The sequence below is a fragment of the Erwinia tasmaniensis Et1/99 genome, assembly GCF_000026185.1.
Classification (GTDB): Bacteria; Pseudomonadota; Gammaproteobacteria; order Enterobacterales; family Enterobacteriaceae; genus Erwinia; species Erwinia tasmaniensis.
Genome location: NC_010694.1, coordinates 2,294,307 through 2,318,312, shown reverse-complemented (window position 1 = coordinate 2,318,312; position 24,006 = coordinate 2,294,307). Strand labels below are relative to the sequence as shown.

Sequence of the window (24,006 nt, the reverse complement as noted above, 5' to 3'; positions counted from 1 at the left end):
TGAGATGCTCAACTGCGATCTTTTACTGGCGTACGCCTTCCAGAGAAATAATCAGATCAACATCCTGCGAAGCTGGCCCCAAATCGGTCTCAACATTGAAATCTTTCAGCGCAATTTTGCCGGCTGCTTCAAAGCCAGCACGGTAGCCGCCCCACGGATCTTTGCCTTCGCCCATCAGTTTGGCGGAAAGTTTGACCGGCTTGGTCACGCCGTTCAGCGTCAGATTACCGTTGACGGTCAGCCCCTCTCCCTCTTTCACCACGCCGGTAGAAACATAGGTCGCCTGCGGGAACTTGCCGGTATTAAGGAAGTGGGCGCTGCGCAGATGCTTATCACGCTCCGCATGATTAGTATCGACACTGGCAGTATTGATGACGACATTCACCTTGTCTTTGCTCGGATCCGCCTCGTCAAAAGTGAACGCACCATCGAAATCCTTAAAACTGCCGTACAGCCAGCTATATCCCAGGTGTTTGATACGGAACTGAACAAACGCATGCTGTCCTTCCTTATCAATTTTATACTCGGCTGCGTTGGCGGTGGCTCCCGTCATTAATAGCGCAGCGGTGGTCAGGCCCAGAATCGTTTTCTTCAGCATAGTGTCTTCCTTTCATGAGGTTAGTCGATGCGGTGACCCAGCATCCTTTTTAACGTGATATCGCGATCGATAAAATGGTGTTTTAACGCGGCCAGCCCGTGCAGCACGGAAAGGATCACCACGCTCCATGCCAGCCAGAGGTGAATGTTGCCAGCCAGATCGGCCTGTTCGCCCAGCCCGGTAAACAATGCCGGCACCGGCAGGACGCCAAATACATCGACTGGCTTACCTTCTGCCGTTGAAATTAGGTAGCCGCTGATCAAAATGGCAAACAGCAACCCGTAGAGCAGAAGGTGGGCTATCACCGCACCGTGGCGTACCAGCGGGCTGTAGCTCTTAAGCGGCTTGGGTGGGGGGGAAACGAACCGCCATACCACGCGCACCAGCATCACGGCAAACAGCACCATACCGATGCTTTTATGCAGTTCCGGGGCTTTGTGATACCACTCGTCGTAATAACCCTGCGTTACCATCCATAGTCCGAGTGCAAACATGCCATATACCGCAACGGCCACCAGCCAGTGCATACCGATGCTCAATGCGCCATAACGCGTAACGCTATTTTTCCACCGCATAGTGATATCCATTCCTCATCATTTGAGATAAGACTGACCATAACCCGGCGTAAAATCAACAAATATGTTTACAGTTTTAAGAATCCATTACCTGTTTCAAAAATTTTGAATTAAAAGTAATAATTTGGACAAGATATCAGAAGTGGATTCGGAAAAAAGTCAATCACGTGCTTAAGTTAACTGTTTTAAAATAGTTGTTTTCTAAAAAACATGTTCTGATTATTTGCTGGTGATTGTGTGTTTTTTCAAGATTTTGTCGAGATTTGTCAATAAAGTGGGCTGGGAATCGTTATGATATTTTATGCTTTACCCATGAAGACAATGTCAGGGAGATAACTATTTTACCAGATAAGACGTTTCCCTATTGTAAGTAGGGTGATTTCGACAGGTTATAGGTAAATATATGGCCGACTTGATCATCTGCGCGATCTTGTCTACGGTAATGTTGTGTAAATAACGAATAATGTTAGATTTACCATACATTACGGTTTCATCTTTGCAGAGTTATAGCTTTCTTCCACCATGCTCATTTCAGGCGACGAAAGCTATAAAGCTGCTCTCATATCAGTGTCACAATCGGGAGCGCTAATGGGCGAAAAATCAGAGGGGCAGCAGCCTCATAAGAAACATTTCTGGAATAAAAATAAGGCCACCGGCAAAGAACTCAACATCGACGATATCACTATTGTTGATAAGTCGATGTTGAAACGCGCCGTGGGCGCCGCTGCTCTGGGTAACGCGATGGAGTGGTTTGACTTCGGGGTTTATAGCTATCTTGCCGTGACTATCGGCAAGGTGTTTTTCCCCGGCGGCAGTCCCGCCGCGCAGCTGCTGGCCACATTCGGCGCGTTTGCCGCAGCGTTCCTCGTTCGACCGGTTGGTGGCCTGGTATTCGGACCGCTTGGCGATCGCATAGGCCGCCAGAAAGTGCTGGCAATCACCATGATCATGATGTCGATTGGCACTTTCTGTATCGGAATTATTCCCGGCTATCATTCTATCGGCATTATGGCCCCGGTACTGCTGCTGCTTGCGCGCCTGTTACAAGGGTTCTCAACCGGGGGGGAATACGGTGGCGCCGCTACGTTTATCGCCGAATACTCCACCGATGAGCGCCGTGGCTTTATGGGCAGTTTTCTTGAGTTTGGCACCCTGGGGGGGTATCTGCTGGGAGCCGGGTTGGTGACGGCGTTAACCGCAGCGATGCCGGAGCAGGATCTGCTTGACTGGGGCTGGCGCATTCCGTTCTTTATCGCCGCGCCGCTGGGCCTGTTTGGGCTGTATATCCGTTTGAAGCTGGAAGAAACGCCAGCCTTCCAGAAGCATATGGAAAAACAGGACGCGCTGGAGCACAGCAAACCACGCCTGGGTCTGTGGCAGATGCTGAGCAAGTACCGCGCCGCGATGCTGAAATGTATTGGCCTGGTGCTGCTGTTTAACGTTTCAAACTATATGCTGACATCCTACATGCCGAGCTATCTGACCGGAATACTTGGCCTGAGCGAACTCAGCTCCCTGTTACTGATCCTGGTGGTGATGTTTGTCATGATGCCGCTGACGTTGTTCTGGGGCCACTGGAATGACCGCCTGGGACGCCGTCCCGTCATCTGGGCCGGGGCGATTGGCCTGATCGTGCTGGCAGTACCGTGCATGATGCTGATCGGCACCGGTAACATGCTGCTGGTATTTACCGGGCTGATTATTCTCGGCGCCATCCATACCTGCTTCAGTGGTTCTATGCCGGCCACCTTACCGGCGCTGTTTTCCACGGATATTCGCTACAGCGCGCTGGCTATTGGTTTCAATTTATCGGTCTCACTGTTTGGCGGCACGACGCCATTGATCACGACCTGGCTGGTGGAGAAAACCGGCAATCTGCTGATGCCGGCTTATTATCTGATGGGGGCGGGAGTGATTGGGGTGATCACCGTCTTTACCCTGCGTGAAACCGCGCGTAAACCGCTGCGTGGTTCAGCGCCATCGGTCGGCAGCCGGGCGGAAGCCCAGCGCCTGGTGGATAAACTGCGGCTGCGCCGTAAAAAGGCGGCTGCCGAGTAATCATGCTGCATCCTACGATGGCTCGCTGATTGAGCCATTTTAGGGTGGGGCAGGCTACAGGTCGTTTGCAAACCGCGACAGCGAGAAAGGGGTTAAATCAAATTCGCTCTGCCTGCCCTGGGCAAACTGCGCTGCGATCTCACCCAGCACGCTGGCAAATTTGAAACCGTGCCCGCTTAACCCGCTGATTACCATACGGTCAGGCTCACCCGGCAAAGTGTCAATAATAAAGTCCCCATCCGGGGAGTTATCGTAGGTGCACGCCTCGCCCCGCAGACAAACCCCAACGCCGGGCAAAAACTGGCGTATAAAGCTAAACAGTTCGCTGCCGTCGGCTGCCAGAGCGCCAAACGGCTTACGCTCGGCGGCGGATGCAATAGGTTGACCGCCTTCATGTTTGCCCATCTTAAGGGCGTTATTATCGGCGGGGAAGCCGTAGTAGTGGTTTCCGTCGGGCATCTCCACGGTAAATGCCGGAAATTTATTGTTTTCACTGTAGCGGCCATCGGCCTGATGCCAGGCAAACACTTTGCGCACCGGGGCAACGGGTAACTCGGGGCAGAGCGTCTTTACCCAAGTCCCGGCGCTGAGTAACAGCCTGCGCGCCTGGTAAACCCCGTCTGCAGTGGCCACGGTTTGCAGCCCGTTCTGCGTATCGATATGGTTTACAGGGCAGTTAAACAGCTGGGCGCAGCCCGCCTCCCGCGCCAGACGTATCCAGCTTTTCACCGCGACTTCAGCTTTCAGATAGCCGGAAGCGGGTTCGAATACGCCGATATAGCCGTTCGGTAGCGCGATTTGCGGCCAGCGCTGCATCACGTCGGCCTCGCTGAGGATTTCCACATCCAGCCTGAATTGTTCTGCGCTGCGCATCACGTTCTGAATAAATTCAGCCTGTTGTGGCGCAAGGTTGAGCACCCCGCAGCGCTGCATGACGCGCTCGCCGCTGTCCTGCTCAAGCCGATCCCAGAGCTGTTGGGCACGTAACACCATCGGAACATAGCGAGCACCTTCGCCGTAGGCATGACGTATCAGGCGGCTTTCGCCATGATGACTGCCTTCCCGGTGCGGCGGGTGGTGGCCGTCAATCATCAGTACTTTCAGGCCAGCCTGGGTGGCGTACCATCCGGCGGCTGCGCCCACCGAACCGCTCCCTACCACAATCAAATCGTAAACCATTGCGAGCAACCTCACTTATTCGGGTAATTCTGGCAGAATAACAAATTATTACAGGCATGAAAAAGGCACCTTGATAAGGTGCCTTTGAGCAACACGGTGAAGCCTTTTAATGCTTCTTGTAATCGCGATCCTGGTAGTCGGTAGCTTCTATTTTTGCAATGCCAGCTTCAAGAATGGAAATAAATTGTCTGGCAACATCGGTGGTCAGCCAGTAGGTCTGTCCCACTTCAGCTTCATCAGCCTGCTGTTGGTTGGAAGACAGCGAATGCAAACGGATCATCATGGCATCATAACTGTCTACGGTACTGATATCCCACCCGATGAGGGGATGTGTCTGGATGACATCTTTGTTACTGTCCATCATAACCCCCTTATTACTCGTGAATGATGACAACGAAGTGATTTATCGAGGTTCAATGCGTTTATTTTTCTACAGCCAACTGATTATAACAGCAGTTCTGGCAACGCGCTGAATTTAACCACAGCACTGCAGATACCTGCGCCTCATGACAGCAGTGAAATAGCGAGCAGGTATAAAAAACCCTAAGAAAATATAACCGCGTTATTTGCGGTGCGGCTATCAGATTAAACCTATTAAAGTGATTATATAAGACACGTATTTTTTTACTTTAATAAGAGCAAAGTAGCCTAAGAGGAGCGCTCTGGCCATGTTTTAGAATATAAAAAGGCCGGAAGGCGTTTCCGGCAGAAGTGTGGCAATAAGTAATATGACGTTTAATCTGTGATAAACCAGTCGTCCGCGCTTTCCCAGGTTTCCTGTAAAATGTCCGTAATCTGGTCTTTTGCTTCTTTGTCGCCGCCCATCACCGTCAGGCTGTTCGCGCTGGCATAGCGTACTGAAATGGTATTGTTCCCGTCGGGAAAATGTTTGTCGATACGTTTAGACAATTCCTGCGTTAGCGCGTCGATAGCGCCCGCGGGCAAAGAAGTGGTTTTTGCTACAGTGACTTCAATACGCATGATAGCCTCCGGTTGAATAACTGTGAATATATACAGTAACCAATGCGAAGGCAATCACTATTAAGCGCAGGGTGATTAAAGAACCACCTGCCAGTTAAGCGTTTCACCCGCGAGGAACGGCACCAGATTATCACCATTGCCGCCAACCCTGATGCTTTCCGGGACTGTCCACGGCTGACGGATCAGCCTCACCTTATCTTCATTCAGCGGCAGACCATAAAAGCCTGGGCCGTTTTCCGAGCAGAAGGCTTCAAAATGCGCCAGCGCGCCGATCTCTTCAAACACCGTCGCATACGCGCTCAGCATTGACGGCGCGTTGAATACGCCGGCGCAGCCACAGCTGGTTTCTTTGCGGTCCCGCGTATGCGGAGCGGTATCGGTGCCGAGGAAGAAGCGTCGATGACCGCTGGCAACGGCATCACGCAGCGCCTGCTGGTGAATATTCCGTTTGAGAATCGGCAGGCAGTAGAGATGCGGGCGAATACCGCCAACCAGCATATGATTACGGTTAAACATCAGATGCTGTGGCGTAATGGTTGCCGCAAGGTATTGATTGCCTTCCAGCACATACGCCGCCGCTTCCTGTGTGGTGATATGCTCGCAGACCACCTTCAGCTCAGGGAACTGCTGGCGCAGCGGGTGTAGCACGGTTTCGATAAAGCGCGCTTCGCGATCGAAAATGTCGATGTGCGCGTCGGTCACTTCCCCGTGGATCAACAGTGGCATACCGATTTTCTGCATACGCTCAAGTACCTTAGCAATTGAGGCTATGCTGGTGACGCCGTGTGCAGAGTTCGTGGTCGCATGCGCCGGATAGAGCTTCGCGGCGGTGAAAACGCCTTCAGCAAAGCCGGCTTCGATTTCATCCGGGTCGAGGCCATCGGTCAGGTAACAGGTCATTAACGGGGTGAAGTCGTGGGCGGCGGGTACGGCAGCAACAATACGCTCGCGGTAGGCACGGGCGGCGGCGACGCTGGTGACGGGCGGAACCAGGTTGGGCATCACAATGGCACGGCCACAAATTTCACTGGTAAATGGCGCTACCGCCTCCAGCATCTCTCCGTCACGCAGATGGATGTGCCAGTCGTCAGGGCGGCGTATAGTCAGTTGCTGGGGTTGGTCGGTCATCTTAAATGCTCCGGCAGTAGGATTAAGCAGGTTTTGGCCGGGGTCTAAGCATAGGGGCAAAGCGTCAGAAAAGCATCAGATTTGTGCGCCCCGGCATAAATAAGGTACGGGGTTAACCCGTACCCGGCTTCAGTCAGTCGGTGAACGGTATGACCAGCTCACCCGGCTTCACTTCCAGCCCCTTGGCAAAGCGCTTAGCCAGCGACTCGGCCTTACTGCGATCGGTGCTTAGCACGTAGGCCGGTTTCTGGTTAAAGTAACTTTTCAGCGACTCATTCAGATAAGGCGTTAAGGTCTTCAGTACGCCCTGCATCTTCTCTGGTTGGACCTGGATATCGGTCAGCTCCATATCCTTCAGGTAGATGGCTCCTTCCTGCTGGTTAAACATCGGTTCTGCTCTCATGGTCAGCGTCATTTCTGCCTGCTGTGGGCCGAAAAGTGAGCTGATGCTGACGTTAGCCTTACCGGTCAGGGTCACACGGTTTGCCTGCTCACGGCCAATCTGGCTGTGCAGATCGGTCAGGGTGATATGTGCATCCACCAGCCCGGCAACGCCAATATTTTTTTCGTAACGGTTGTGTTTTTCCAGCGCCTGGTTAATTTCCTGTTCGCTGATGCTGTATTGCGCAATCTGGTTACAGCCGCTGACCAACAGCGCTAACAGTAAAGCGCCCAGGGCGTAAAACGACTTTTTCATAGTATTCCTCTGTTTTATTTCACCGCTCAATCCTGGCGGCGCAGGCGCATAGCATGCACCACTGGCGCAAAGAGTTCACCAGGACAACGCCGATTATTGCAGGGCAGGCAGTTACGGGCCGCGGGATAACGGCCCGTGTGCATCAGGATGCGAGGGAGGAGAGTAGGTTGATTTGCGTCTGTTTTGCCATATTATCGCGATAATCGGCAACGCGAGTTGGGTATTCTATCCCGGCAACCAGCGACAGCGAGCGAAGCAATGGAAAGAGATGAATATCGTCAAGAGATAGTTCACCGTTGACCGCATTGGACTGCACGATCAGCCTGTCGAGCTTACGCAGGTCGTCATTAACATTTTTAATCAGGCCCGGCGAATGTTCTTTCAATTCGGCAAAGTCACCGTAAACGCCCTGCTTTTTATTTTTAAAATAGCGTCGTGCTTCCGGGGTGGCAAACTCGGCAAACGGTGCTTCCGCCACGCGGGGAATAAGCAGTTTGTTGACGTAACTGCTGATATGACGCAGCCAGTCACTTATTGCCGCATGAGTGCTGCCGGTAAGCAGCGGCTGGCGGTCGGAGGCATCGACATAATGGACGATATCAAGACTTTCCGCCATGCAGCTGCCGTCCTCTTTCATCAGTATCGGCGCCATTTTCTGGCCGATCATGCGCTGCGGCGTGGCTTCATCATCATTCATCATTACCACCAGCTCGACCGGAATATTCTTCAGGCCAAAAATCATGCGGGCTTTGACACAGAACGGGCAATGGTCATAGATATAGAGTTTCAACGTCATCTCCTTGTACCCTTGCTGTTGGGGGAAGGCGGCCTTGTGGCTACCAGAATGCATCTGGTAAGTATGGAAGCTAACCGGAATAAGGGCAAATGCAGGGGCGGGAGTATCAGATTCTCTACCCTAATGCTGTTTTATCTCATTTTGACGTTAAGGATATTCTCCTTAACCCACTGGCGGTTATAGTAGTGATACGTGAATGAATCGACGCGAGTACCAGTGCATATCCTGGCATCCGCAACACACTTCAGGAGTTAAGATGTTTGGCTATCGTACCCACGCGCCCAAAGTGCGGTTGACAACCGACCGTCTGGTGGTTCGTTTGATCAATGAGCGCGATGATTGGCGGCTGGCTGACTACTATGCCGAAAATCGTGCCTTCCTCAAGCCGTGGGAGCCGGTGCGTGATGATAGCCACTGCTATCCATCCGGGTGGCAGGCGCGCCTGGGCTTGATTGGCGAAATGCACAAGCAGGGCAACGCGTTCTATTTTGCCGTGATGGATCCGCAGGAAACTGAAGTGCGCGGCGTGGCAAACTTCAGCAACGTGGTGCGCGGTTCGTTCCATGCCTGTTATCTTGGCTATTCGCTGGGTGAGAAATGGCAGGGCCAGGGAATGATGTTTGAAGCGCTGCAAAGCGCCATTCGCTATATGCAGCGACAGCAGCGCATGCACCGGATTATGGCTAACTACATGCCGCATAATCAGCGCAGCGGAGCGCTGCTGGCACGCCTCGGTTTTGAAAAAGAGGGCTATGCCAAAAGTTATTTGCTGATTGACGGACGCTGGCAGGATCATGTCCTGACGGCGCTGACCTGTAACGAATGGACGCCGGAGCGGCGCGGAGCGTAATACCACAATGAACAAGATCCTTTTCACCGCCGTTGAGGCGCGGGTGGTCGGCTGTCTGTTAGAGAAACAGGTCACGACGCCCGATCAGTATCCGATGTCGCTTAACGGCGTAGTAACGGCCTGTAATCAGAAATCGAACCGCGAACCGGTGATGTCGCTCACCGACAGCGAAGTCCAAAATACCCTTGATATGCTGGTAAAAAAACACCAGCTCACGGCGCTGAATACCGGCAGCAGGGTGGTGAAATATGAACAGCGTTTCTGTAATTCAACCTTTGGGCAGATGAAGCTCAGCGCCGCCGAAGTGGCGATTATCGCTAACCTGCTGCTGCGTGGGGCGCAGACTCCGGGAGAGCTGCGTATACGTTGTGCCCGTATACATGACTTTGCTGATATGACCGAAGTGGAGCAGACGCTGGAACGGCTGGCGCAGCATGAGCATGGACAACTTGTGGTGCGCCTGGCGCGCGAACCGGGCAAGCGCGAAAGCCGCTACATGCACTTGTTAAGCGGTGAGGTGGACGAAAGCTCGCGGGCCGACGGCCATCATCCGGATGATCATCGTGGCGATCTGGAAGGGCGCATAGCGCAACTTGAGCAACAGGTAGCGACGCTGCAACGGCAGATCGCCCAGCTGCTGAATAACGGTGAGGTGAAATGAGCGCTTTGCAGATTGGTATCGTAGGTCTCGGTGAGATCGCGCAGAAAGCCTGGCTTCCGGTATTAACCCATACGGAGGGTTGGCAGATCGCCGGGGCCTTTTCACCTAATCAGGAAAAAGCGCGTCCGGTGTGCGCCAGTTACCGCATTCCCTTGCTCACGTCGCTTGAGCAGCTGGCAGCCGCCAGCGACGCGGTATTTGTTCACAGTTCGACCGCCAGCCACTACGGTATCGTGGATTTTTTTCTGCGTGCCGGTGTGGACGTTTGCGTTGATAAGCCGCTCGCCGCCACGTTGAATGAAGCCGAGCGTCTGGTGGAGTTGGCTGATAAGCGCGGGCGCAAACTGATGGTTGCTTTCAATCGTCGCTTTGCGCCGCGTTATTTACAGCTTAAATCGATGCTCACGCAACCGGCGTCATTGCGTATGGATAAACATCGTAGCGACAGCGTCGGGCCGGATGATTTACGCTTTACGCTGATGGATGATTATCTGCATGTGGTGGACAGTGCGCTGTGGCTGAGCGGCGGTGAGGGCAAATTACAGAGCGGTACGCTGCAAATCAATGATAGCGGTCAGATGCTGTATGCCGAACATCATTTTGCCGTCGGCGATCTATCAGGTGACCGATATGCGCGACTGGCAGTGTGGAAGTGCAGGCCGCCTTTCAAAGGAGCCCGTCCCCGGCTGGCAAAGTACGCTGGAACAGCGTGGCTTTGTGGGAGCCGCACATCATTTTATCCGCTGTGCGGAAAACCAGACAATGCCGCAAACCAGCGGTGAACAGGCGCTGATGGCGCAGCGGCTGGTAGAAAAACTGTGGCGTGACGTTTCAGTAGAATAATCGTCCGCCCGTGCGCGAAGTGCTTAATCCCGGTGAGGCCTGCTCTGGTTTACGTGCCGGGTTCAGACAAAGGGTGTAACAATCCACAGTGGTTATTTCATTGCATATCAGTAGACTATCCGCACCTTAAACTGACCGGACACTGCGGGTCAGAGATTGTCGCAAGCCGGGTTCCCCGGCTATCTGAATCAGGAAACACATGAACCTGTTAAAATCACTGGCAGCGGTCAGCTCAATGACGCTGTTTTCGCGCGTACTGGGCTTTGCCCGCGATGCGATTGTGGCGCGCGTATTCGGTGCCGGAATGGCAACCGACGCCTTCTTTGTCGCCTTCAAACTGCCCAACCTGCTGCGCCGCATCTTTGCCGAAGGGGCCTTTTCCCAGGCGTTTGTACCCATCCTCGCCGAATATAAAAGCAAGCAGGGCGAGGAGGCGACCAAAGTGTTTGTTGCCTATGTTTCCGGGTTACTGACGCTGATCCTGGCTATCGTCACCGTGCTGGGCATGTTTGCCGCCCCCTGGGTGATCATGGTCACCGCGCCCGGCTTTACGGACACAGCAGATAAGTTTGCGCTCACCTCATCGCTGCTGCGCGTTACCTTTCCTTATATCCTGCTGATTTCCCTGGCATCGTTGGCGGGGGCGATCCTCAACACCTGGAACCGCTTTTCGGTTCCGGCGTTTGCACCGACGCTGCTGAATGTCAGCATGATCGGCTTCGCGCTGTTTGCCGCCCCGCATTTTCATCCACCGGTGATGGCGCTGGCCTGGGCGGTGGTGGCGGGGGGCGTGCTGCAACTCGGCTACCAGCTGCCGCATTTGAAGAAAATTGGCCTGCTGGTGCTGCCGCGCCTCAACCTGCGTGACGCCGGAGTCTGGCGCGTGATGCGTCAGATGGGGCCGGCTATCCTTGGCGTTTCCGTCAGTCAAATTTCCCTGATTATCAACACGATTTTTGCCTCTTTTCTGGTATCCGGTTCGGTATCGTGGATGTATTACGCCGATCGGCTGATGGAGTTTCCTTCCGGGGTGCTGGGAGTGGCGCTGGGCACTATTTTGCTGCCGTCGCTGGCGAAAAGTTTTGCCAGCGGCAATCAGGCCGAGTACTCGCGCCTGATGGACTGGGGGCTGCGCCTCTGCTTCCTGCTGGCGCTGCCGAGTGCGGTAGCGCTGGGCATTCTGGCAAAGCCGCTTACCGTTGCCCTGTTCCAGTACGGCAAATTCTCCGCGTTTGATGCGGCGATGACCCAGCGTGCGCTGGTGGCCTACTCGGTCGGCCTGATGGGGCTTATCGTGGTGAAGGTGCTGGCACCGGGCTTCTATTCTCGCCAGGACATCAAAACGCCGGTGAAAATCGCCCTGTTTACGCTGCTCGCCACCCAGGTGATGAACCTGGCGTTTATCGGCCCGCTGAAGCATGCCGGGCTGTCGCTGTCTATCGGGCTGGCCGCCTGCCTTAACGCCGCGCTGCTTTACTGGCAGCTGCGCAAGCAGGACATCTTCCAGCCGCAGCCGGGCTGGATGAGCTTCCTGCTGCGCCTGCTGCTTGCCGTACTGGCGATGGCCGCCGCGCTGGTGGGCATGTTATACCTGATGCCGGAGTGGGCAAGTGGAAATATGTTGTCGCGCCTGCTTCGCCTGGCGGCGGTATGTGCCGTTGGCGGCGGCGTCTATTTTGCCGTGCTGGGCGTGACGGGTTTTCGCCCGCGTGACTTCGCGCGACGTACCCAAAGCTGAACGCAAGAAACCCCGCAACGCCGGGCGTGCGGGGTAAATGTGTCGCGGTGGCCTGATGAAAATCAGGCTTTGCGACTGACCCGTCCGGAGCTAACGGCCTGCCCATCCGGGCCATAGAATTTCTGCGAATGGTAAGGTTTAAGCACCTGCAACGCCTGCTCATTATGTTTGATTTGATGGTTGAGCAGCATACCGTTGTGCGTGTTGGTATCGCGTAGTTTCAGGGTGTGGCTCTGGATAGTGGCCCAACGCTGCGCCAGTGCAGGATGATGGCTATAGGGCTCATACAGTCCGGCGGCCTTTTCCGCATCATGCCGCATTTGCTCTACGAAACTGAGCGTTGCCAGCAGGGAACTCTTATCCTCGGTGATTCGCTGTAATAAGCTGCTGTTGACCTGACCTGCCGAGAGCTGCTCTTGCTCCGCATCCATCACTTCGGCCAGCGACGAAAGCACTTCCAGCATTTTATCAAGCGAGTTTTGCAGCTTATCCATGATGTTAATTACCTTGCAGTGAGTCTTTAGCCTGTTGGATCAGCGCATCGGCAATTTTGCCGCTGTCCATCTTTAATTCGCCATTACGGATAGCGGTTTTCAGCTCTTCCACGCGGGCGATATTAATATCCTGTGAGCTGGCTTTGGTCAGCTGTGACTGCGTGCCGCTCAAAAGCACCTGAGTACCGCTGGTGACAGAGGATTTGCTCTCTGCAGCACGCGGTTTAGACGGAGTCACATCATTCGTTTCACGTTGTTGTACGCTACTGGCCGGTTTCAGAGGCTGGGTTCTGTCGATGCTCATTTCGGGTTCCTTTAATTCAGGCGCGATCCGTGCCTGTTATGCAATATTGTAATTATATAATGGCTGTTAATCACACTATCGGCAGAAATGAGGCCTTCTTTAGCGTTTTATAGTGATATCAGAACATTCCCATCAGAACCGACCTGTCCCATCACGATCTGCCCTGAATTCATGCGTACTCTCACCGATTGCAAAGCGGCCGCGTTGTTCATCGCTTTACCTTCGCTACTGATGGAAAAACCATCACCGCTGGCGTAGACAATGACCGTCTGACCCGCTTTGACGCGCCAGGCCTGGCGCATCATCATCAAAGTCATGGGCTGTCCTGGCGTGATATCCCGTAGTGTCACCGCGCCGATAGCTTCCCCCGGCTGCATCAGGGTGCGGGCCGGAAGCGTGTCCAGCCGGCCCTGCTCCATGCGCACGTCGCTGGCGCTGATGGCCTCTCCCTGGGAGATCTGGCGGGTAGCGACCACATAGCTACCCGTGACCTGTACCTGAACCTGAATATAGCGCCGGTTCCTGTCGCAGTTCGCCGCCACGCTGATATTACCCCACATGCGGCTGTTACCCGGCAGAGAAAACTGTGGGGTATCACAGGCGGGCCACATGTTTTGTGCCGTTTTCACCACCACCTTGAGCTTATCGGCACTCGCACCGGTTTGTTCATAGCGAATTTTGAAAAATTCAGTGAGCTGTGCGGTCAGGTCTGCGGCGCTGGCAGGCGCGCAGAGCAGGGACAGCAGGGCAGCCAACAGGTGCGTGGATTTTGGCATCAGGGGGTCCTGTTCTTCATGATGGCACTGATTCTAACCGCCTGACTCTCGGCTCAAGGCGCAAATTAGAGATGCTTTTTAGCGCTATTCAAGCGATAGGCTTTGCACGCGAAGATTATGCTGTTAGCTCTGAATACTCACTTGCGGAGGACGCATGCTCGACAAACTGGACGCAGCGCTAAGGTTTAATACTGAAGCCCTGAACCTGCGTGCACAACGGCAGGAAATCCTGGCTTCCAACATTGCCAATGCCGACACGCCGGGCTATCAGGCGCGCGATATCGATTTCGCCAGCCAGCTAAGCAAAGCGGTGGAAAACGGGCGGGCGCAAGGAACAGGGCTGTCGTTAGCGGTGACGTCGGCACGCCATATTCCTGCAGAAACGTTGCAGTCTCCTTCAATCGATCTGATGTATCGCATTCCCGCTCAGCCCGCGCTCGATGGCAATACGGTAGACATGGATCGGGAACGTACCGAATTCGCCGATAACAGCCTGAAATATCAAACGGATCTGACGCTTATCAGCAGTCAAATCAAGGGCATGATGTCAGTGTTACAGGGGCAATAAGTTATGGCACTTTTAAACATATTCGATATTGCCGGCTCGGCAATGGCTGCACAGTCGCAGCGTCTTAACGTCAGTGCCAGCAACCTGGCCAATGCCGACAGCGTCACCGGCCCTGATGGCCAGCCCTATGTGGCAAAGCAGGTCGTGTTCCAAACCAACGCCGCGCCCGGTTCTGCCGCCGGGGGGGTAAAAGTGGCGGAGGTGATTGACGACCCGGCCCCGGCACGACTGGTGTATGAGCCTGGCAATCCGATGGCCGATGCCAAAGGTTACGTCAAAATGCCGAATGTGGATGTGGTCGCAGAAACGGTCAATACCCTGTCAGCCTCGCGCAGTTACCAGGCCAACGTTGAGGTGTTAAACACCGTGAAACAGATGATGATGAAAACCTTAACGATGGGCCAATAAGGAGCTTCCCGATGAGTATTACCGTAGGCGTAAATGAAACGCAGGCGACCACCACGCTAAAGTCCTCCACCTCTTCTTCTGATACCTCCGCAGCGGATTTACAGGGTAACTTTCTGACGCTGCTGGTGACGCAGCTGAAAAATCAGGACCCGACCAACCCGATGGACAATAGCCAGCTGACCACCCAGCTGGCGCAAATCAACACGCTAAGCGGCGTTGAGAAGCTCAATACCACCCTCGGCTCCATCTCCGGCCAGATCACCAGCGGTCAGTCTTTGCAGGCTTCCACCCTGATCGGGCATGGCGTCATGGTCAACGGATCGCAGATTTTAGCCGGTAACAGCACGACCACGCCGTTCGGCGTAGAGCTGGCGCAGGCCGCCACCAGTGCCACCGCGACGATTACCGACGCCAGCGGCAAAGTGGTGCAAACCATCGATCTCGGGGCGCAAACCGCCGGGGTGCATACCTTCCAGTGGGATGGTAAAGCCAGCGATGGCACCACCGCAGCCGACGGTAAATATTCCGTTGCCATCAGCGCCAGCAATGCCAGCGGCCAGCTGGTGTCGCAACCGCTTAATTACGCGCTGGTTAGCGGCGTTAGTACGAACTCAAGCGGGGCAGTGCTGGATCTCGGCACCCAAGGCACCACAACCCTGGAAAAAGTCCGCCAGATTATTTAATCCACTAATTTATTCTTCAGGAGTGAGCACATGGGCTTTTCACAAGCGGTCAGCGGTTTAAACGCCGCGTCCAGCAACCTCGACGTTATTGGTAACAACATTTCTAACTCCGCCACGGCGGGCTTTAAATCCAGCACCGTGGCCTTTGCCGATATGTTTGCCGGTTCTAAAGTCGGGCTGGGAACCAAAGTTGCCTCCGTAGTACAGGACTTTGGCGATGGCACCACCACCACCACCAGCCGTGGGCTTGATGTTGCCATCAGCTCTGCGGGCTTCTTCCGTATGGCCGATGCCAACGGTGGGGTGTTCTACAGCCGCAACGGCCAGTTCACGCTGGATGCAGAGCGTAATATCGTTAACATGCAGGGGCTTAAGTTAACCGGCTACCCGGCAACCGGCACCCCGCCAACGGTGCAGGCTGGCGCTAACCCCGTGGCGCTGAGCGTGCCAACCACGGCGATGTCCGCCAGGGCGACGACAACCGCTGCGATGACCGCCAACCTGAACTCGACCGATAGCAGCAAGGATCTGACCAAGCTGAATATCAACGATTCAACTACCTACAACGCCAAGTCGGCGATGACCACCTTTGACTCGTTGGGTAACGCACATACCGTCAATCTTTACTTTGTGAAGACGGCGGATAACAACTGGACGGTGCACCCGGTCGATTCTTCTACCGGTACGGCAGGCACGAATACTAACCTGGTGTTCGACGCGAATGGTCAGTTAACCACCCCAGCCAACGGTCAGGTGAGCTACAGCATGGGCGCGCTGAACGGTTCCACAGCGCAGCCTGGCATGACGATTAGTCTGGCCGGCAGCCTCCAGCAGAACAACGGTAAAAGCACCTTCGGCAACCCGACTCAGGATGGGTACAAGCCGGGCGAGCTGACCAGCTATCAGATCAATGATGACGGTACGCTGGTCGGCAGCTACTCCAATGAGCAGACTCAGGTGCTGGGTCAGATCGTGCTGTCTAACTTCGCCAACCCGGAAGGTCTTAAGTCAGAGGGCGACAACGTCTGGTCAGCCACCTCTTCTTCAGGTCAGGCACTGACCGGCACGGCCGGAACCGGTAACCTTGGCACGCTCACCGCTGGCGCACTGGAGTCATCCAACGTCGATCTGAGTAAAGAGCTGGTGAATATGATTGTTGCCCAGCGTAACTATCAGTCGAACGCTCAGACCATCAAAACCCAGGATCAGATCCTGAACACGCTGGTCAACCTGCGTTAATTCGCTTAACAGGATCGTCTTATGGATCACGCGATTTACACTGCGATGGGGGCGGCCAGTCAGACCCTCGATCAGCAGGCGGTAACGGCCAGCAACCTGGCCAACGCCTCGACTCCCGGCTTCCGTGCGCAGCTCAACGCCGCGCGCGCGGTGCCTGTGGAGGGGCTTTCGCTGCCCACCCGTACGCTGGTGACCGCCTCCACGCCGGGGGCGGACATGACCCAGGGGGCGCTGGATTATACCGAACGTCCGCTGGACGTGGCGATGCAGGGCGATGGCTGGCTGGCTGTACAGACCGCTAACGGCACCGAGGCCTATACCCGCAACGGTAATATGCAGGTCAGTCCGACCGGGCAGCTCACCGTTCAGGGCAATGCGGTAATGGGCGACGGCGGGGCGATTGCCATTCCGCAAGGTTCGGAAATCACCATCGCCGCCGATGGCTCAATCACCGCGCTGAATCCGGGCGATCCGCCCAACGCCACCGTGCAGCTGGGCAGACTCAAGCTGGTGCAGGCCCGCGGGAATGAGCTAACGCGCGGCGATGACGGCATGTTCCGCGTTTCTGCCAGCACTCAGGCCCAGCGTGGCGCGACCCTGGAGGCCGACCCGGCAATGAAAGTGATGCCGGGCGTGCTGGAAGGGAGCAACGTTAAGGCGACCCAGACGATGGTCGATATGATTGCCAATGCCCGCCGCTTCGAAATGCAGATGAAAGTCATTTCCAGCGTCGACGAAAACGAACAAAAAGCCAACCAGCTGCTGTCAATGGGCTGATGGGAGGAGTAAAGCATGATCCGTTCTCTATGGATTGCCAAGACGGGCCTTGATGCCCAGCAGACCAACATGGATGTTATCGCTAACAACCTGGCCAACGTCAGTACCAACGGCTTTAAGCGTCAGCGCGCGGTTTTTGAAGATCTGATGTACCAGACGATGCGTCAGCCCGGGGCGCAGTCATCTGAACAAACCACGTTGCCTTCCGGTTTGCAGATCGGTACCGGTACGCGCCCGGTTGCCACGGAACGCCTGCATAACCAGGGCAATCTGTCGCAAACCGACTCGTCAAAAGACGTGGCCATCAACGGCCAGGGCTTCTTTTCGGTGCAGATGCCGGACGGCACCACCGCCTATACCCGCGACGGTTCTTTCCAGACCGATCAGAACGGTCAGCTGGTGACTAACGCCGGTTTTCCGGTGCAGCCAGCGATCGTCATCCCGCCGAACTCATTGAGCATGACCATCAGCCGGGATGGCGTGGTCAGCGTGACGCAGCAGGGCCAGGCCAATCCGGTTCAGGTTGGTCAGCTCACGCTCAGCACCTTTATCAATGATGCCGGCCTGTCGAGCATGGGCGAAAACCTGTATCAGGAAACCCAGGCTTCCGGTGCGCCCAACGAAAGTAACCCCGGCAATAACGGTGCCGGTACGCTGTATCAGGGCTATGTGGAAACCTCCAACGTGAACGTGGCGGAAGAATTGGTGAGCATGATCCAGACCCAGCGCGCCTACGAGATTAACAGCAAGGCTATCAGCACCTCCGATCAGATGCTGGCCAAACTGACGCAGATTTAATCCCACAATGGGGCGGGTTAACCGTCACGGGGCCGGGCCTCTCCGCCCGGCCCGTTAACAGCTTATTTACGTCATAAAAGGTTATTTCCATGGCACAGCAGATCTCATTGCCTGGACGTTGGTTGGTAGCCACCCTGCTGCTGACGCTTAACGGTTGCGCGCTGGTTCCCCGTAAGCCGCTGGTTGAAGGCTCGACGACGGCCCAGCCGCTGCCTGCTTCGCCCGCGCTGGTCAACGGCTCTATTTTTCAGGGCGTGATGCCGATGAACTACGGCTATCAGCCGCTGTTTGAAGATCGGCGTCCGCGTAATATTGGCGACACGTTGACCATTACGTTGCAGGAAAACGTCAGCGCGAGCAAGAGTTCCTCTGCCAATGCCGGACGTGACGGCAGCGCCGAATTTGGCCTGACGGCCACGCCGCGTGCGCTGGTCGGCCTGCTCGGTGGTGATAAATCCACGCTGGGCGGAAGCGGTAAAAACGATTTTTCCGGTAAGGGCGGTGCAACCGCTAACAATACCTTTACCGGCACCATTACCGTCACCGTTAACCAGGTCTTGCCCAACGGCAACCTGAACGTGATCGGTGAAAAGCAGATTGAAATCAATCAGGGAACCGAATTTATCCGCTTCTCCGGCGTGGTTAACCCGCGCACGATTAGCGCCAGTAACAGCGTTGTTTCTACCCAGGTGGCGGATGCGCGCATTGAGTACGTCGGTAACGGCTATATCAATGAGGCACAAAACATGGGCTGGCTGCAACGGTTCTTCCTGAACATATCACCGATGTAAGAGGCTCCAATGCGTAATGTACTGATTCGATCCGTCCTGCTGCTCACGCTGGCAGTCAGCGCTCTGGCCCAGGCCGATCGTATTCGCGATCTCACCACGGTCGGCGGAGTGCGCGATAACTCTCTGATCGGCTACGGCCTGGTGGTGGGGCTGGACGGCACCGGTGACCAGACCACTCAAACCCCGTTTACCACCCAGAGCCTCAGCAACATGCTGTCGCAGTTGGGTATCACCGTGCCGGCGGGCACCAACATGCAGCTGAAAAACGTGGCGGCGGTGATGGTAACGGCAAAACTGCCCGCTTTTGGCCGTCAGGGGCAGGTGGTTGACGTGGTGGTGTCTTCACTGGGCAATGCCAAAAGCCTGCGCGGTGGAACCCTGCTGATGACGCCGCTAAAGGGCGTGGATAATCAGGTCTATGCGCTGGCGCAGGGCAACATTCTAATTGGCGGTGCCAGCGTTTCTGCCGGCGGCAGCTCCGCACAGGTTAACCAGGTCAACGGCGGACGTATCACCGGCGGAGCCACTATTGAGCGCGAACTGCCGAATAACTTTGGCAGCAGTAACCTCGTCAATCTTTTCCTCAACCAGGAAGATTTTGGCATGGCCCAGCGCATCAGCGATGCGATCAACAGTCGCGGTGGCTACGGTATGGCGCAGGCGTTAGATGGGCGTACGGTACAGATACGCTCCAGCGCAAACGGGACTTCCCAGGTGCGCCTGCTCGCCGATATCCAGAATATCGACGTTGCGGTGGCGGTTCAGGACGCCAAAGTGATCATCAACTCGCGTACTGGATCGGTCGTTATGAATCGCGAAGTGATGCTGACACAGTGCGCTATTGCTCAAGGCAGCCTGTCGGTCACGGTCAATCAGACGCAGAACGTTAACCAGCCCAATACGCCGTTTGGCGGCGGTCAGACGGTGGTAACGCCGCAAACGCAGATTGATATGCGCCAAAGCGGCGGCGCGCTGCAAACCGTTAACGCCAGCGCCAATCTGAACAGCGTGGTGCGGGCGATGAACGCGCTGGGCGCGAAACCTATCGATTTGATGTCCATCTTACAGGCGATGCAAAGCGCCGGCTGTCTGCATGCCAAACTGGAAATTATCTGATGAGTGACAACAGCCAGTCTCTGACGAGCGCGGCGTACGACAGCCGCTCGCTTAACAACCTGAAACGTTTAGCCGCCAGCGATCCTAAAGCCCATGCGCGTGAGGTGGCTAAGCAGGTAGAGGGGATGTTCGTGCAGATGATGATGAAAAGTATGCGCCAGGCGCTGCCGCAGGACGGCATGCTGAGCACCGAACAGACGCGACTTTACACCTCGATGTACGATCAGCAGATTGGCCAGCAGATTGGGGCGAAAGGCTTAGGTCTGGCTGACACCATCGTTAAACAGATGGAGAGCCAGAAGGCACCGGATGAGAAGGCCGGAACGGTGCCGATGCCGCTCGACAAGAGCTTTATCAATACGTTGCCGCCGCTGGCAATGGAACAGATGGTGCGTAAAGCCGTACCGCGTTTCTCCGGCAGTGAAACGCCGCTTTCTGGCGATAACGGCGACTTTATCGCCAGGCTGATGCAGCCCGCGCGCGCCGCCAGCGAGCAAAGCGGCATCCCGCACCATCTTATCCTGGCGCAGGCGGCGCTGGAATCCGGCTGGGGCCAGCGGCAGATCCTCACGCGTGACGGTAAACCGAGCTATAACCTGTTTGGGATAAAAGCCACCGGCAGCTGGCAGGGTAAAACCACAGAGGTGATGACCACCGAATATGAAAATGGCATCGCAAAAAAGGTGAAGCAGACGTTCCGCGTCTACGACTCCTATTTTGCGGCGTTAAATGATTACGTGAAGCTGCTAAGCAACAACCCGCGTTATGCGGCCGTCACCAGCGCCAGCTCGCCCGAGCAGGGGGCAAAAGCCCTACAGGCCGCAGGCTACGCCACCGATCCGAACTACGCGCAGAAGCTGGTGGGTATGATCCAACAGTTCAAGAATATGGGCGAAAAAGTGGTCAAGGCCTACAGCCAGGATTTGGGCGATTTGTTTTAAATTTTTGGCAAAATCGTTCAAGTTCGGCGCGCCTTTACCGATAACCTTTTCAGGCCGGATTTCAGTTAACCCTTTACCGGCAAACGATTCGTTAATGCTGGCGCAGCAGTTGCCGGTTAACAAGGAGCCGACATGGCAAACTTAATTAATACCGCGATGACCGGATTGAACGCCGCTTCGGCAGCGCTGAATACCACCAGTAACAACATCACCAACTATGCCGTTACCGGTTACTCACGTCAGACGACGGTGCTGGCCCAGAATTCCAGCACGCTGAGCGGCAGTAATTACTATGGCAACGGTGCGTCGGTTTCCAACGTTTATCGTGAGTACGACCAGTTCATCAGCAAACAGCTGTTAGCTGCCAGTACCCAGTCCAGTGCCATCAGCACGCAGGCCGGTCAGATGTCCAATATCGACGATATGCTGTCTGGTACCACCAATACCCTGTCGACCAATATTCAGGACTTTTTCAAATCGTTGCAGACGCTGTCCAGTAATGCCGGTGATTCATCCTCTCGTCAGGCGGTACTGGGCAAAGCTGAAGGGCTGGTGAATCAGCTGAAAGTGACCGATACCTACTTAACTAACCTTGATAACAGCCTGAACGTTTCGGTCAAATCAACGGTCGATCAGGTTAATAACTACGCCAAACAGATCGCCAACGTTAACCAACAGATCACCAAGCTGAAAGGTGTGGGTGCTGGTAATGAGCCGAACGACCTGCTCGACCAGCGCGATCAGCTGGTTAGCCAACTCAATAAGCTGGTGGGGGTTAACGTCAGCCAGCAGGATGGCGGCAGTTTTAATATCAGCGTTGGCAACGGTATCTCTCTGGTACAGGGCGATAGCTACAATCAGCTGGCCGCCGTTCCTTCCAGCGCCGATCCGGGCCGAACGACTATCGCCAGCGTCGACTCCGTGACCGGGGCGAAAACAGAACTGCCGGAATCCCTTGTCACCACGGGGTCACTCGGCGGCCTTCTGGCGTTCCGTAAGGATCTTGACGGGGTGCGTAACCAGGTTGGTCAGCTGGCGCTGGCGCTGGGCAGCAGCTTTAATACTCAGCATGAAGCCGGGCTGGACAGTAATGGCGACAAAGGCGAAGCCTTTTTCAATCTCGGCAGCCCGGTAGCAACGTCCAACGGCAACAATAAAGGTGATGCCAGTCTGACGGTGGCGTATGACGCCGACAAAATCGACAACGTCAAGGCATCCAACTATAAAATGACCTGGGACGGCGGCAGCTGGAACGTGGTTCGCCTGTCGGATAATGCCCAGGTCAAGGATGTTGATGCCAGCACGCCGGGCACCGTGAAGTTTGACGGCCTGACGATAACCGTAGGTGCCAGCGGCACCTTGCAAAACGATGACAGCTACACCATCAAACCGGTGACCAACGTGATCTCCGGTATGAGCGTAAATATTACCGATGAGGCCAAGCTGGCCACGGCCGGTTCAACCGGTGGCGCCAGCAACAATGAAAACGTCAAATCACTGTTGGCTCTGCAAACGAAAAGTCTGATTAACGGGACCAGCACCCTGACCCAGGCTTATGCCGGCCTGGTCGCGGACGTGGGAAATAAAACCAGCACGCTGGAAACCACCAGCACAACGCAAACGGCGGTGGTGACACAGCTTACCAAGCAGCAGCAGTCGGTTTCCGGCGTCAACCTTGACGAAGAGTATTCCAACCTGGCACGCTATCAGCAGTACTACATGGCGAATGCTAAGGTATTGCAGACGGCTTCCACCATTTTCCAGTCGCTGCTGACGGCGGTTGGCTGATTTTTGAAGAGGAATTAACCCATGCGACTTAGTACCGGCATGATCTATGACCAGCAGATGCAGGGCATCCAGAGTGCTAACAGCAGCTGGTTGAAGGCAGGCAATGAGATGACAACCGGAAACCGCGTTAACAAGCCTTCTGACGATCCGGTCGCTGCGGCTCAGGCCGTGGTGGTCTCGCAGGCTCAGGCGGAGACATCGCAGTATGATACCGCGCGTATTTTCGCCACCCAAAGTCAGTCGACCGAAGAGACCACGCTGAAACAGGTGGCGGATGTCATTATCAGCGCGCAGACCACGATCGTGGCCGCCGCGAATGGTACGCTTTCCGACGCCGATCGCTCTTCTTATGCGACTCAGCTGGAAGGGGTCCGTGCCCAGCTGCTGAACCTGGCCAACAGCACCGACGGCAATGGCCGTTATACCTTCGCCGGTTATCAGAGTGATAAAGCGCCGTTTACCACCGATGCATCAGGGAACACCACTTACACTGGCGGTACTGTACCGATCACGCAGAAAGTGGATTCCAGCCGAACGCTGGTCACTAACCACACCGGAAAGCAGGTCTTTGATAACCTGACCAGCAGTGCGACTAAGGAGCCTGATGGCAAAGATGGAGAGAGCAATATCTTTTCAATTCTGGATACGGCGATAAAATCACTCAAAGAGCCTCTGTCCGGTGCGGATCAGAGCAAAATCGATCTGGAAAGCGCCAATATTGCTAAAACGAACCGTGGGCTGAGCAACGCTCTAAACAATGTTTCCAGCGTACGTTCCGAAATCGGTACTAACCTTCAGGAATTGAGCAACCTCGATTCGAAAAGCGGTGACACTACGCTTAATCTAAAAACGCAGATGAACTCACTGATCGGAGTGGATACGGCTGAGGCTATCTCCAGCTATACCATGCAGCAGGCGGCCCTGAAGGCTTCCTATACCGTATTCCAGCAAATGTCGAAACTGTCGCTGTTTAGCCTCAATTCTTAATTGCTTTGAACGCGCCCTGTACCCGGGCGTTTATTTCAGCCGCTGCCGTCAGTTCTTTGACGGCAGCGGTTTTTTTTGATCGTTTTTCTGCGACGACGATATGCTGCGATCGGATCATCAAGCCCTAAACGTAGCGCTGGAAGCTGTCATGATGCTTATGTCGGTACGGTCCGGCGCATCAAAGGCATAAAAAAAGCCCCGACCAGAAGGCCGGGGCTTGCATAACGTTCAC

26 protein-coding genes and 1 pseudogene are annotated in these 24,006 nt (G+C 55.1%); 16 read left to right on the top strand and 11 right to left on the bottom strand.

Going from position 1 to position 24,006, the window contains the following annotated elements:
- Nucleotides 1-22 precede the first annotated feature (22 nt).
- Together ETA_RS11380 and ETA_RS11375 are read right to left on the bottom strand one after the other, a co-directional pair.
- Nucleotides 23-595 carry a YceI family protein gene (locus ETA_RS11380; protein WP_193345537.1) on the bottom strand — a complete coding sequence of 191 codons (573 nt, stop codon included), beginning with the start codon at nucleotides 593-595 and terminating at the stop codon, nucleotides 23-25.
- Nucleotides 596-618: 23 nt separating this feature from the next.
- Complete coding sequence (locus tag ETA_RS11375) at nucleotides 619-1,173, bottom strand: cytochrome b (RefSeq protein ID WP_012441777.1); 555 nt, start codon at nucleotides 1,171-1,173, stop codon at nucleotides 619-621.
- A 588-nt stretch (nucleotides 1,174-1,761) separates the two neighbouring features.
- On the opposite strand from ETA_RS11375, the gene proP reads away from it, so the two are divergent.
- Nucleotides 1,762-3,231 (top strand): glycine betaine/L-proline transporter ProP, encoded by a 1,470-nt coding sequence (proP, locus tag ETA_RS11370; RefSeq protein ID WP_012441776.1) that lies wholly within the window; start codon nucleotides 1,762-1,764, stop codon nucleotides 3,229-3,231.
- A 54-nt stretch (nucleotides 3,232-3,285) separates the two neighbouring features.
- Here the strand turns inward: proP and solA are convergent, their stop codons facing one another.
- From solA to grxB, 6 genes are all read right to left on the bottom strand, one after another.
- Nucleotides 3,286-4,410: an N-methyl-L-tryptophan oxidase gene (gene solA / locus ETA_RS11365; protein WP_012441775.1), complete on the bottom strand. Its 1,125-nt coding sequence runs from the start codon at nucleotides 4,408-4,410 to the stop codon at nucleotides 3,286-3,288.
- Nucleotides 4,411-4,516: 106 nt separating this feature from the next.
- Nucleotides 4,517-4,771 carry a biofilm formation regulator BssS gene (gene bssS, locus ETA_RS11360; protein ID WP_012441774.1) on the bottom strand — a complete coding sequence of 85 codons (255 nt, stop codon included), beginning with the start codon at nucleotides 4,769-4,771 and terminating at the stop codon, nucleotides 4,517-4,519.
- Nucleotides 4,772-5,145: 374 nt separating this feature from the next.
- Entirely contained in the window at nucleotides 5,146-5,391 is a 246-nt protein-coding gene (dinI, locus tag ETA_RS11355) for a DNA damage-inducible protein I (RefSeq protein WP_012441773.1), read from the bottom strand.
- A gap of 75 nt (nucleotides 5,392-5,466) precedes the next feature.
- The gene (gene pyrC / locus ETA_RS11350) at nucleotides 5,467-6,519 is read right to left on the bottom strand and encodes a dihydroorotase (protein ID WP_012441772.1); all 1,053 of its coding nucleotides are present in this window, start codon (nucleotides 6,517-6,519) and stop codon (nucleotides 5,467-5,469) included.
- A gap of 133 nt (nucleotides 6,520-6,652) precedes the next feature.
- Nucleotides 6,653-7,216, bottom strand: a complete 564-nt coding sequence (locus tag ETA_RS11345) for a lipoprotein (RefSeq protein ID WP_012441771.1) — start codon at nucleotides 7,214-7,216, stop codon at nucleotides 6,653-6,655.
- 142 nt (nucleotides 7,217-7,358) lie between these two features.
- Nucleotides 7,359-8,006 carry a glutaredoxin 2 gene (grxB, locus tag ETA_RS11340; RefSeq protein ID WP_012441770.1) on the bottom strand — a complete coding sequence of 216 codons (648 nt, stop codon included), beginning with the start codon at nucleotides 8,004-8,006 and terminating at the stop codon, nucleotides 7,359-7,361.
- Between the two features lie 262 nt (nucleotides 8,007-8,268).
- On the opposite strand from grxB, the gene rimJ reads away from it, so the two are divergent.
- From rimJ to murJ, 4 genes and pseudogenes are all read left to right on the top strand, one after another.
- Entirely contained in the window at nucleotides 8,269-8,862 is a 594-nt protein-coding gene (gene rimJ / locus ETA_RS11335) for a ribosomal protein S5-alanine N-acetyltransferase (RefSeq protein ID WP_012441769.1), read from the top strand.
- Nucleotides 8,863-8,869: 7 nt separating this feature from the next.
- Entirely contained in the window at nucleotides 8,870-9,523 is a 654-nt protein-coding gene (locus tag ETA_RS11330) for a DUF480 domain-containing protein (protein ID WP_012441768.1), read from the top strand.
- Nucleotides 9,520-10,366: pseudogene (locus ETA_RS11325) on the top strand (Gfo/Idh/MocA family protein). Before ETA_RS11330 ends, ETA_RS11325 begins: the two are co-directional and overlap by 4 nt.
- Nucleotides 10,367-10,565: 199 nt before the next feature.
- A complete protein-coding gene (gene murJ, locus ETA_RS11320; RefSeq protein WP_012441767.1) occupies nucleotides 10,566-12,104 on the top strand; it encodes a murein biosynthesis integral membrane protein MurJ in 1,539 nt (512 codons plus the stop codon).
- A 62-nt stretch (nucleotides 12,105-12,166) separates the two neighbouring features.
- Here murJ and flgN read toward each other — a convergent pair whose 3' ends face one another.
- The 3 genes from flgN to flgA form a co-directional block, all read right to left on the bottom strand.
- Nucleotides 12,167-12,598 (bottom strand): flagellar export chaperone FlgN, encoded by a 432-nt coding sequence (gene flgN / locus ETA_RS11315; protein ID WP_012441766.1) that lies wholly within the window; start codon nucleotides 12,596-12,598, stop codon nucleotides 12,167-12,169.
- A 4-nt stretch (nucleotides 12,599-12,602) separates the two neighbouring features.
- Complete coding sequence (flgM, locus tag ETA_RS11310; RefSeq protein ID WP_012441765.1) at nucleotides 12,603-12,902, bottom strand: flagellar biosynthesis anti-sigma factor FlgM; 300 nt, start codon at nucleotides 12,900-12,902, stop codon at nucleotides 12,603-12,605.
- A 107-nt stretch (nucleotides 12,903-13,009) separates the two neighbouring features.
- On the bottom strand, nucleotides 13,010-13,678 hold the full coding sequence (gene flgA, locus ETA_RS11305; protein WP_012441764.1) for a flagellar basal body P-ring formation chaperone FlgA: 669 nt from the start codon (nucleotides 13,676-13,678) through the stop codon (nucleotides 13,010-13,012).
- Nucleotides 13,679-13,832: 154 nt separating this feature from the next.
- Here flgA and flgB point away from each other — a divergent pair, with 154 nt between their 5' ends.
- The 11 genes from flgB (at nucleotide 13,833) to flgL (ending at nucleotide 23,774) form a co-directional block, all read left to right on the top strand.
- Nucleotides 13,833-14,246, top strand: a complete 414-nt coding sequence (gene flgB / locus ETA_RS11300) for a flagellar basal body rod protein FlgB (protein WP_012441763.1) — start codon at nucleotides 13,833-13,835, stop codon at nucleotides 14,244-14,246.
- A gap of 3 nt (nucleotides 14,247-14,249) precedes the next feature.
- Nucleotides 14,250-14,654 (top strand): flagellar basal body rod protein FlgC, encoded by a 405-nt coding sequence (gene flgC / locus ETA_RS11295; RefSeq protein WP_012441762.1) that lies wholly within the window; start codon nucleotides 14,250-14,252, stop codon nucleotides 14,652-14,654.
- An 11-nt stretch (nucleotides 14,655-14,665) separates the two neighbouring features.
- The gene (gene flgD, locus ETA_RS11290) at nucleotides 14,666-15,337 is read left to right on the top strand and encodes a flagellar hook assembly protein FlgD (RefSeq protein WP_012441761.1); all 672 of its coding nucleotides are present in this window, start codon (nucleotides 14,666-14,668) and stop codon (nucleotides 15,335-15,337) included.
- A gap of 30 nt (nucleotides 15,338-15,367) precedes the next feature.
- Nucleotides 15,368-16,576 (top strand): flagellar hook protein FlgE, encoded by a 1,209-nt coding sequence (gene flgE, locus ETA_RS11285; RefSeq protein ID WP_012441760.1) that lies wholly within the window; start codon nucleotides 15,368-15,370, stop codon nucleotides 16,574-16,576.
- Nucleotides 16,577-16,597: 21 nt separating this feature from the next.
- Nucleotides 16,598-17,353, top strand: a complete 756-nt coding sequence (locus ETA_RS11280; protein ID WP_012441759.1) for a flagellar basal body rod protein FlgF — start codon at nucleotides 16,598-16,600, stop codon at nucleotides 17,351-17,353.
- A 15-nt stretch (nucleotides 17,354-17,368) separates the two neighbouring features.
- Complete coding sequence (flgG, locus tag ETA_RS11275) at nucleotides 17,369-18,151, top strand: flagellar basal-body rod protein FlgG (RefSeq protein WP_012441758.1); 783 nt, start codon at nucleotides 17,369-17,371, stop codon at nucleotides 18,149-18,151.
- 89 nt (nucleotides 18,152-18,240) lie between these two features.
- The gene (locus ETA_RS11270; RefSeq protein WP_012441757.1) at nucleotides 18,241-18,942 is read left to right on the top strand and encodes a flagellar basal body L-ring protein FlgH; all 702 of its coding nucleotides are present in this window, start codon (nucleotides 18,241-18,243) and stop codon (nucleotides 18,940-18,942) included.
- 9 nt (nucleotides 18,943-18,951) lie between these two features.
- Nucleotides 18,952-20,058: a flagellar basal body P-ring protein FlgI gene (locus ETA_RS11265; protein WP_012441756.1), complete on the top strand. Its 1,107-nt coding sequence runs from the start codon at nucleotides 18,952-18,954 to the stop codon at nucleotides 20,056-20,058.
- Complete coding sequence (gene flgJ, locus ETA_RS11260; RefSeq protein ID WP_012441755.1) at nucleotides 20,058-20,999, top strand: flagellar assembly peptidoglycan hydrolase FlgJ; 942 nt, start codon at nucleotides 20,058-20,060, stop codon at nucleotides 20,997-20,999. Before ETA_RS11265 ends, flgJ begins: the two co-directional genes overlap by 1 nt.
- Before the next feature lie 132 nt (nucleotides 21,000-21,131).
- The gene (gene flgK / locus ETA_RS11255) at nucleotides 21,132-22,787 is read left to right on the top strand and encodes a flagellar hook-associated protein FlgK (protein WP_012441754.1); all 1,656 of its coding nucleotides are present in this window, start codon (nucleotides 21,132-21,134) and stop codon (nucleotides 22,785-22,787) included.
- 21 nt (nucleotides 22,788-22,808) lie between these two features.
- Nucleotides 22,809-23,774: a flagellar hook-associated protein FlgL gene (flgL, locus tag ETA_RS11250; protein ID WP_012441753.1), complete on the top strand. Its 966-nt coding sequence runs from the start codon at nucleotides 22,809-22,811 to the stop codon at nucleotides 23,772-23,774.
- Nucleotides 23,775-24,006 lie beyond the last annotated feature (232 nt).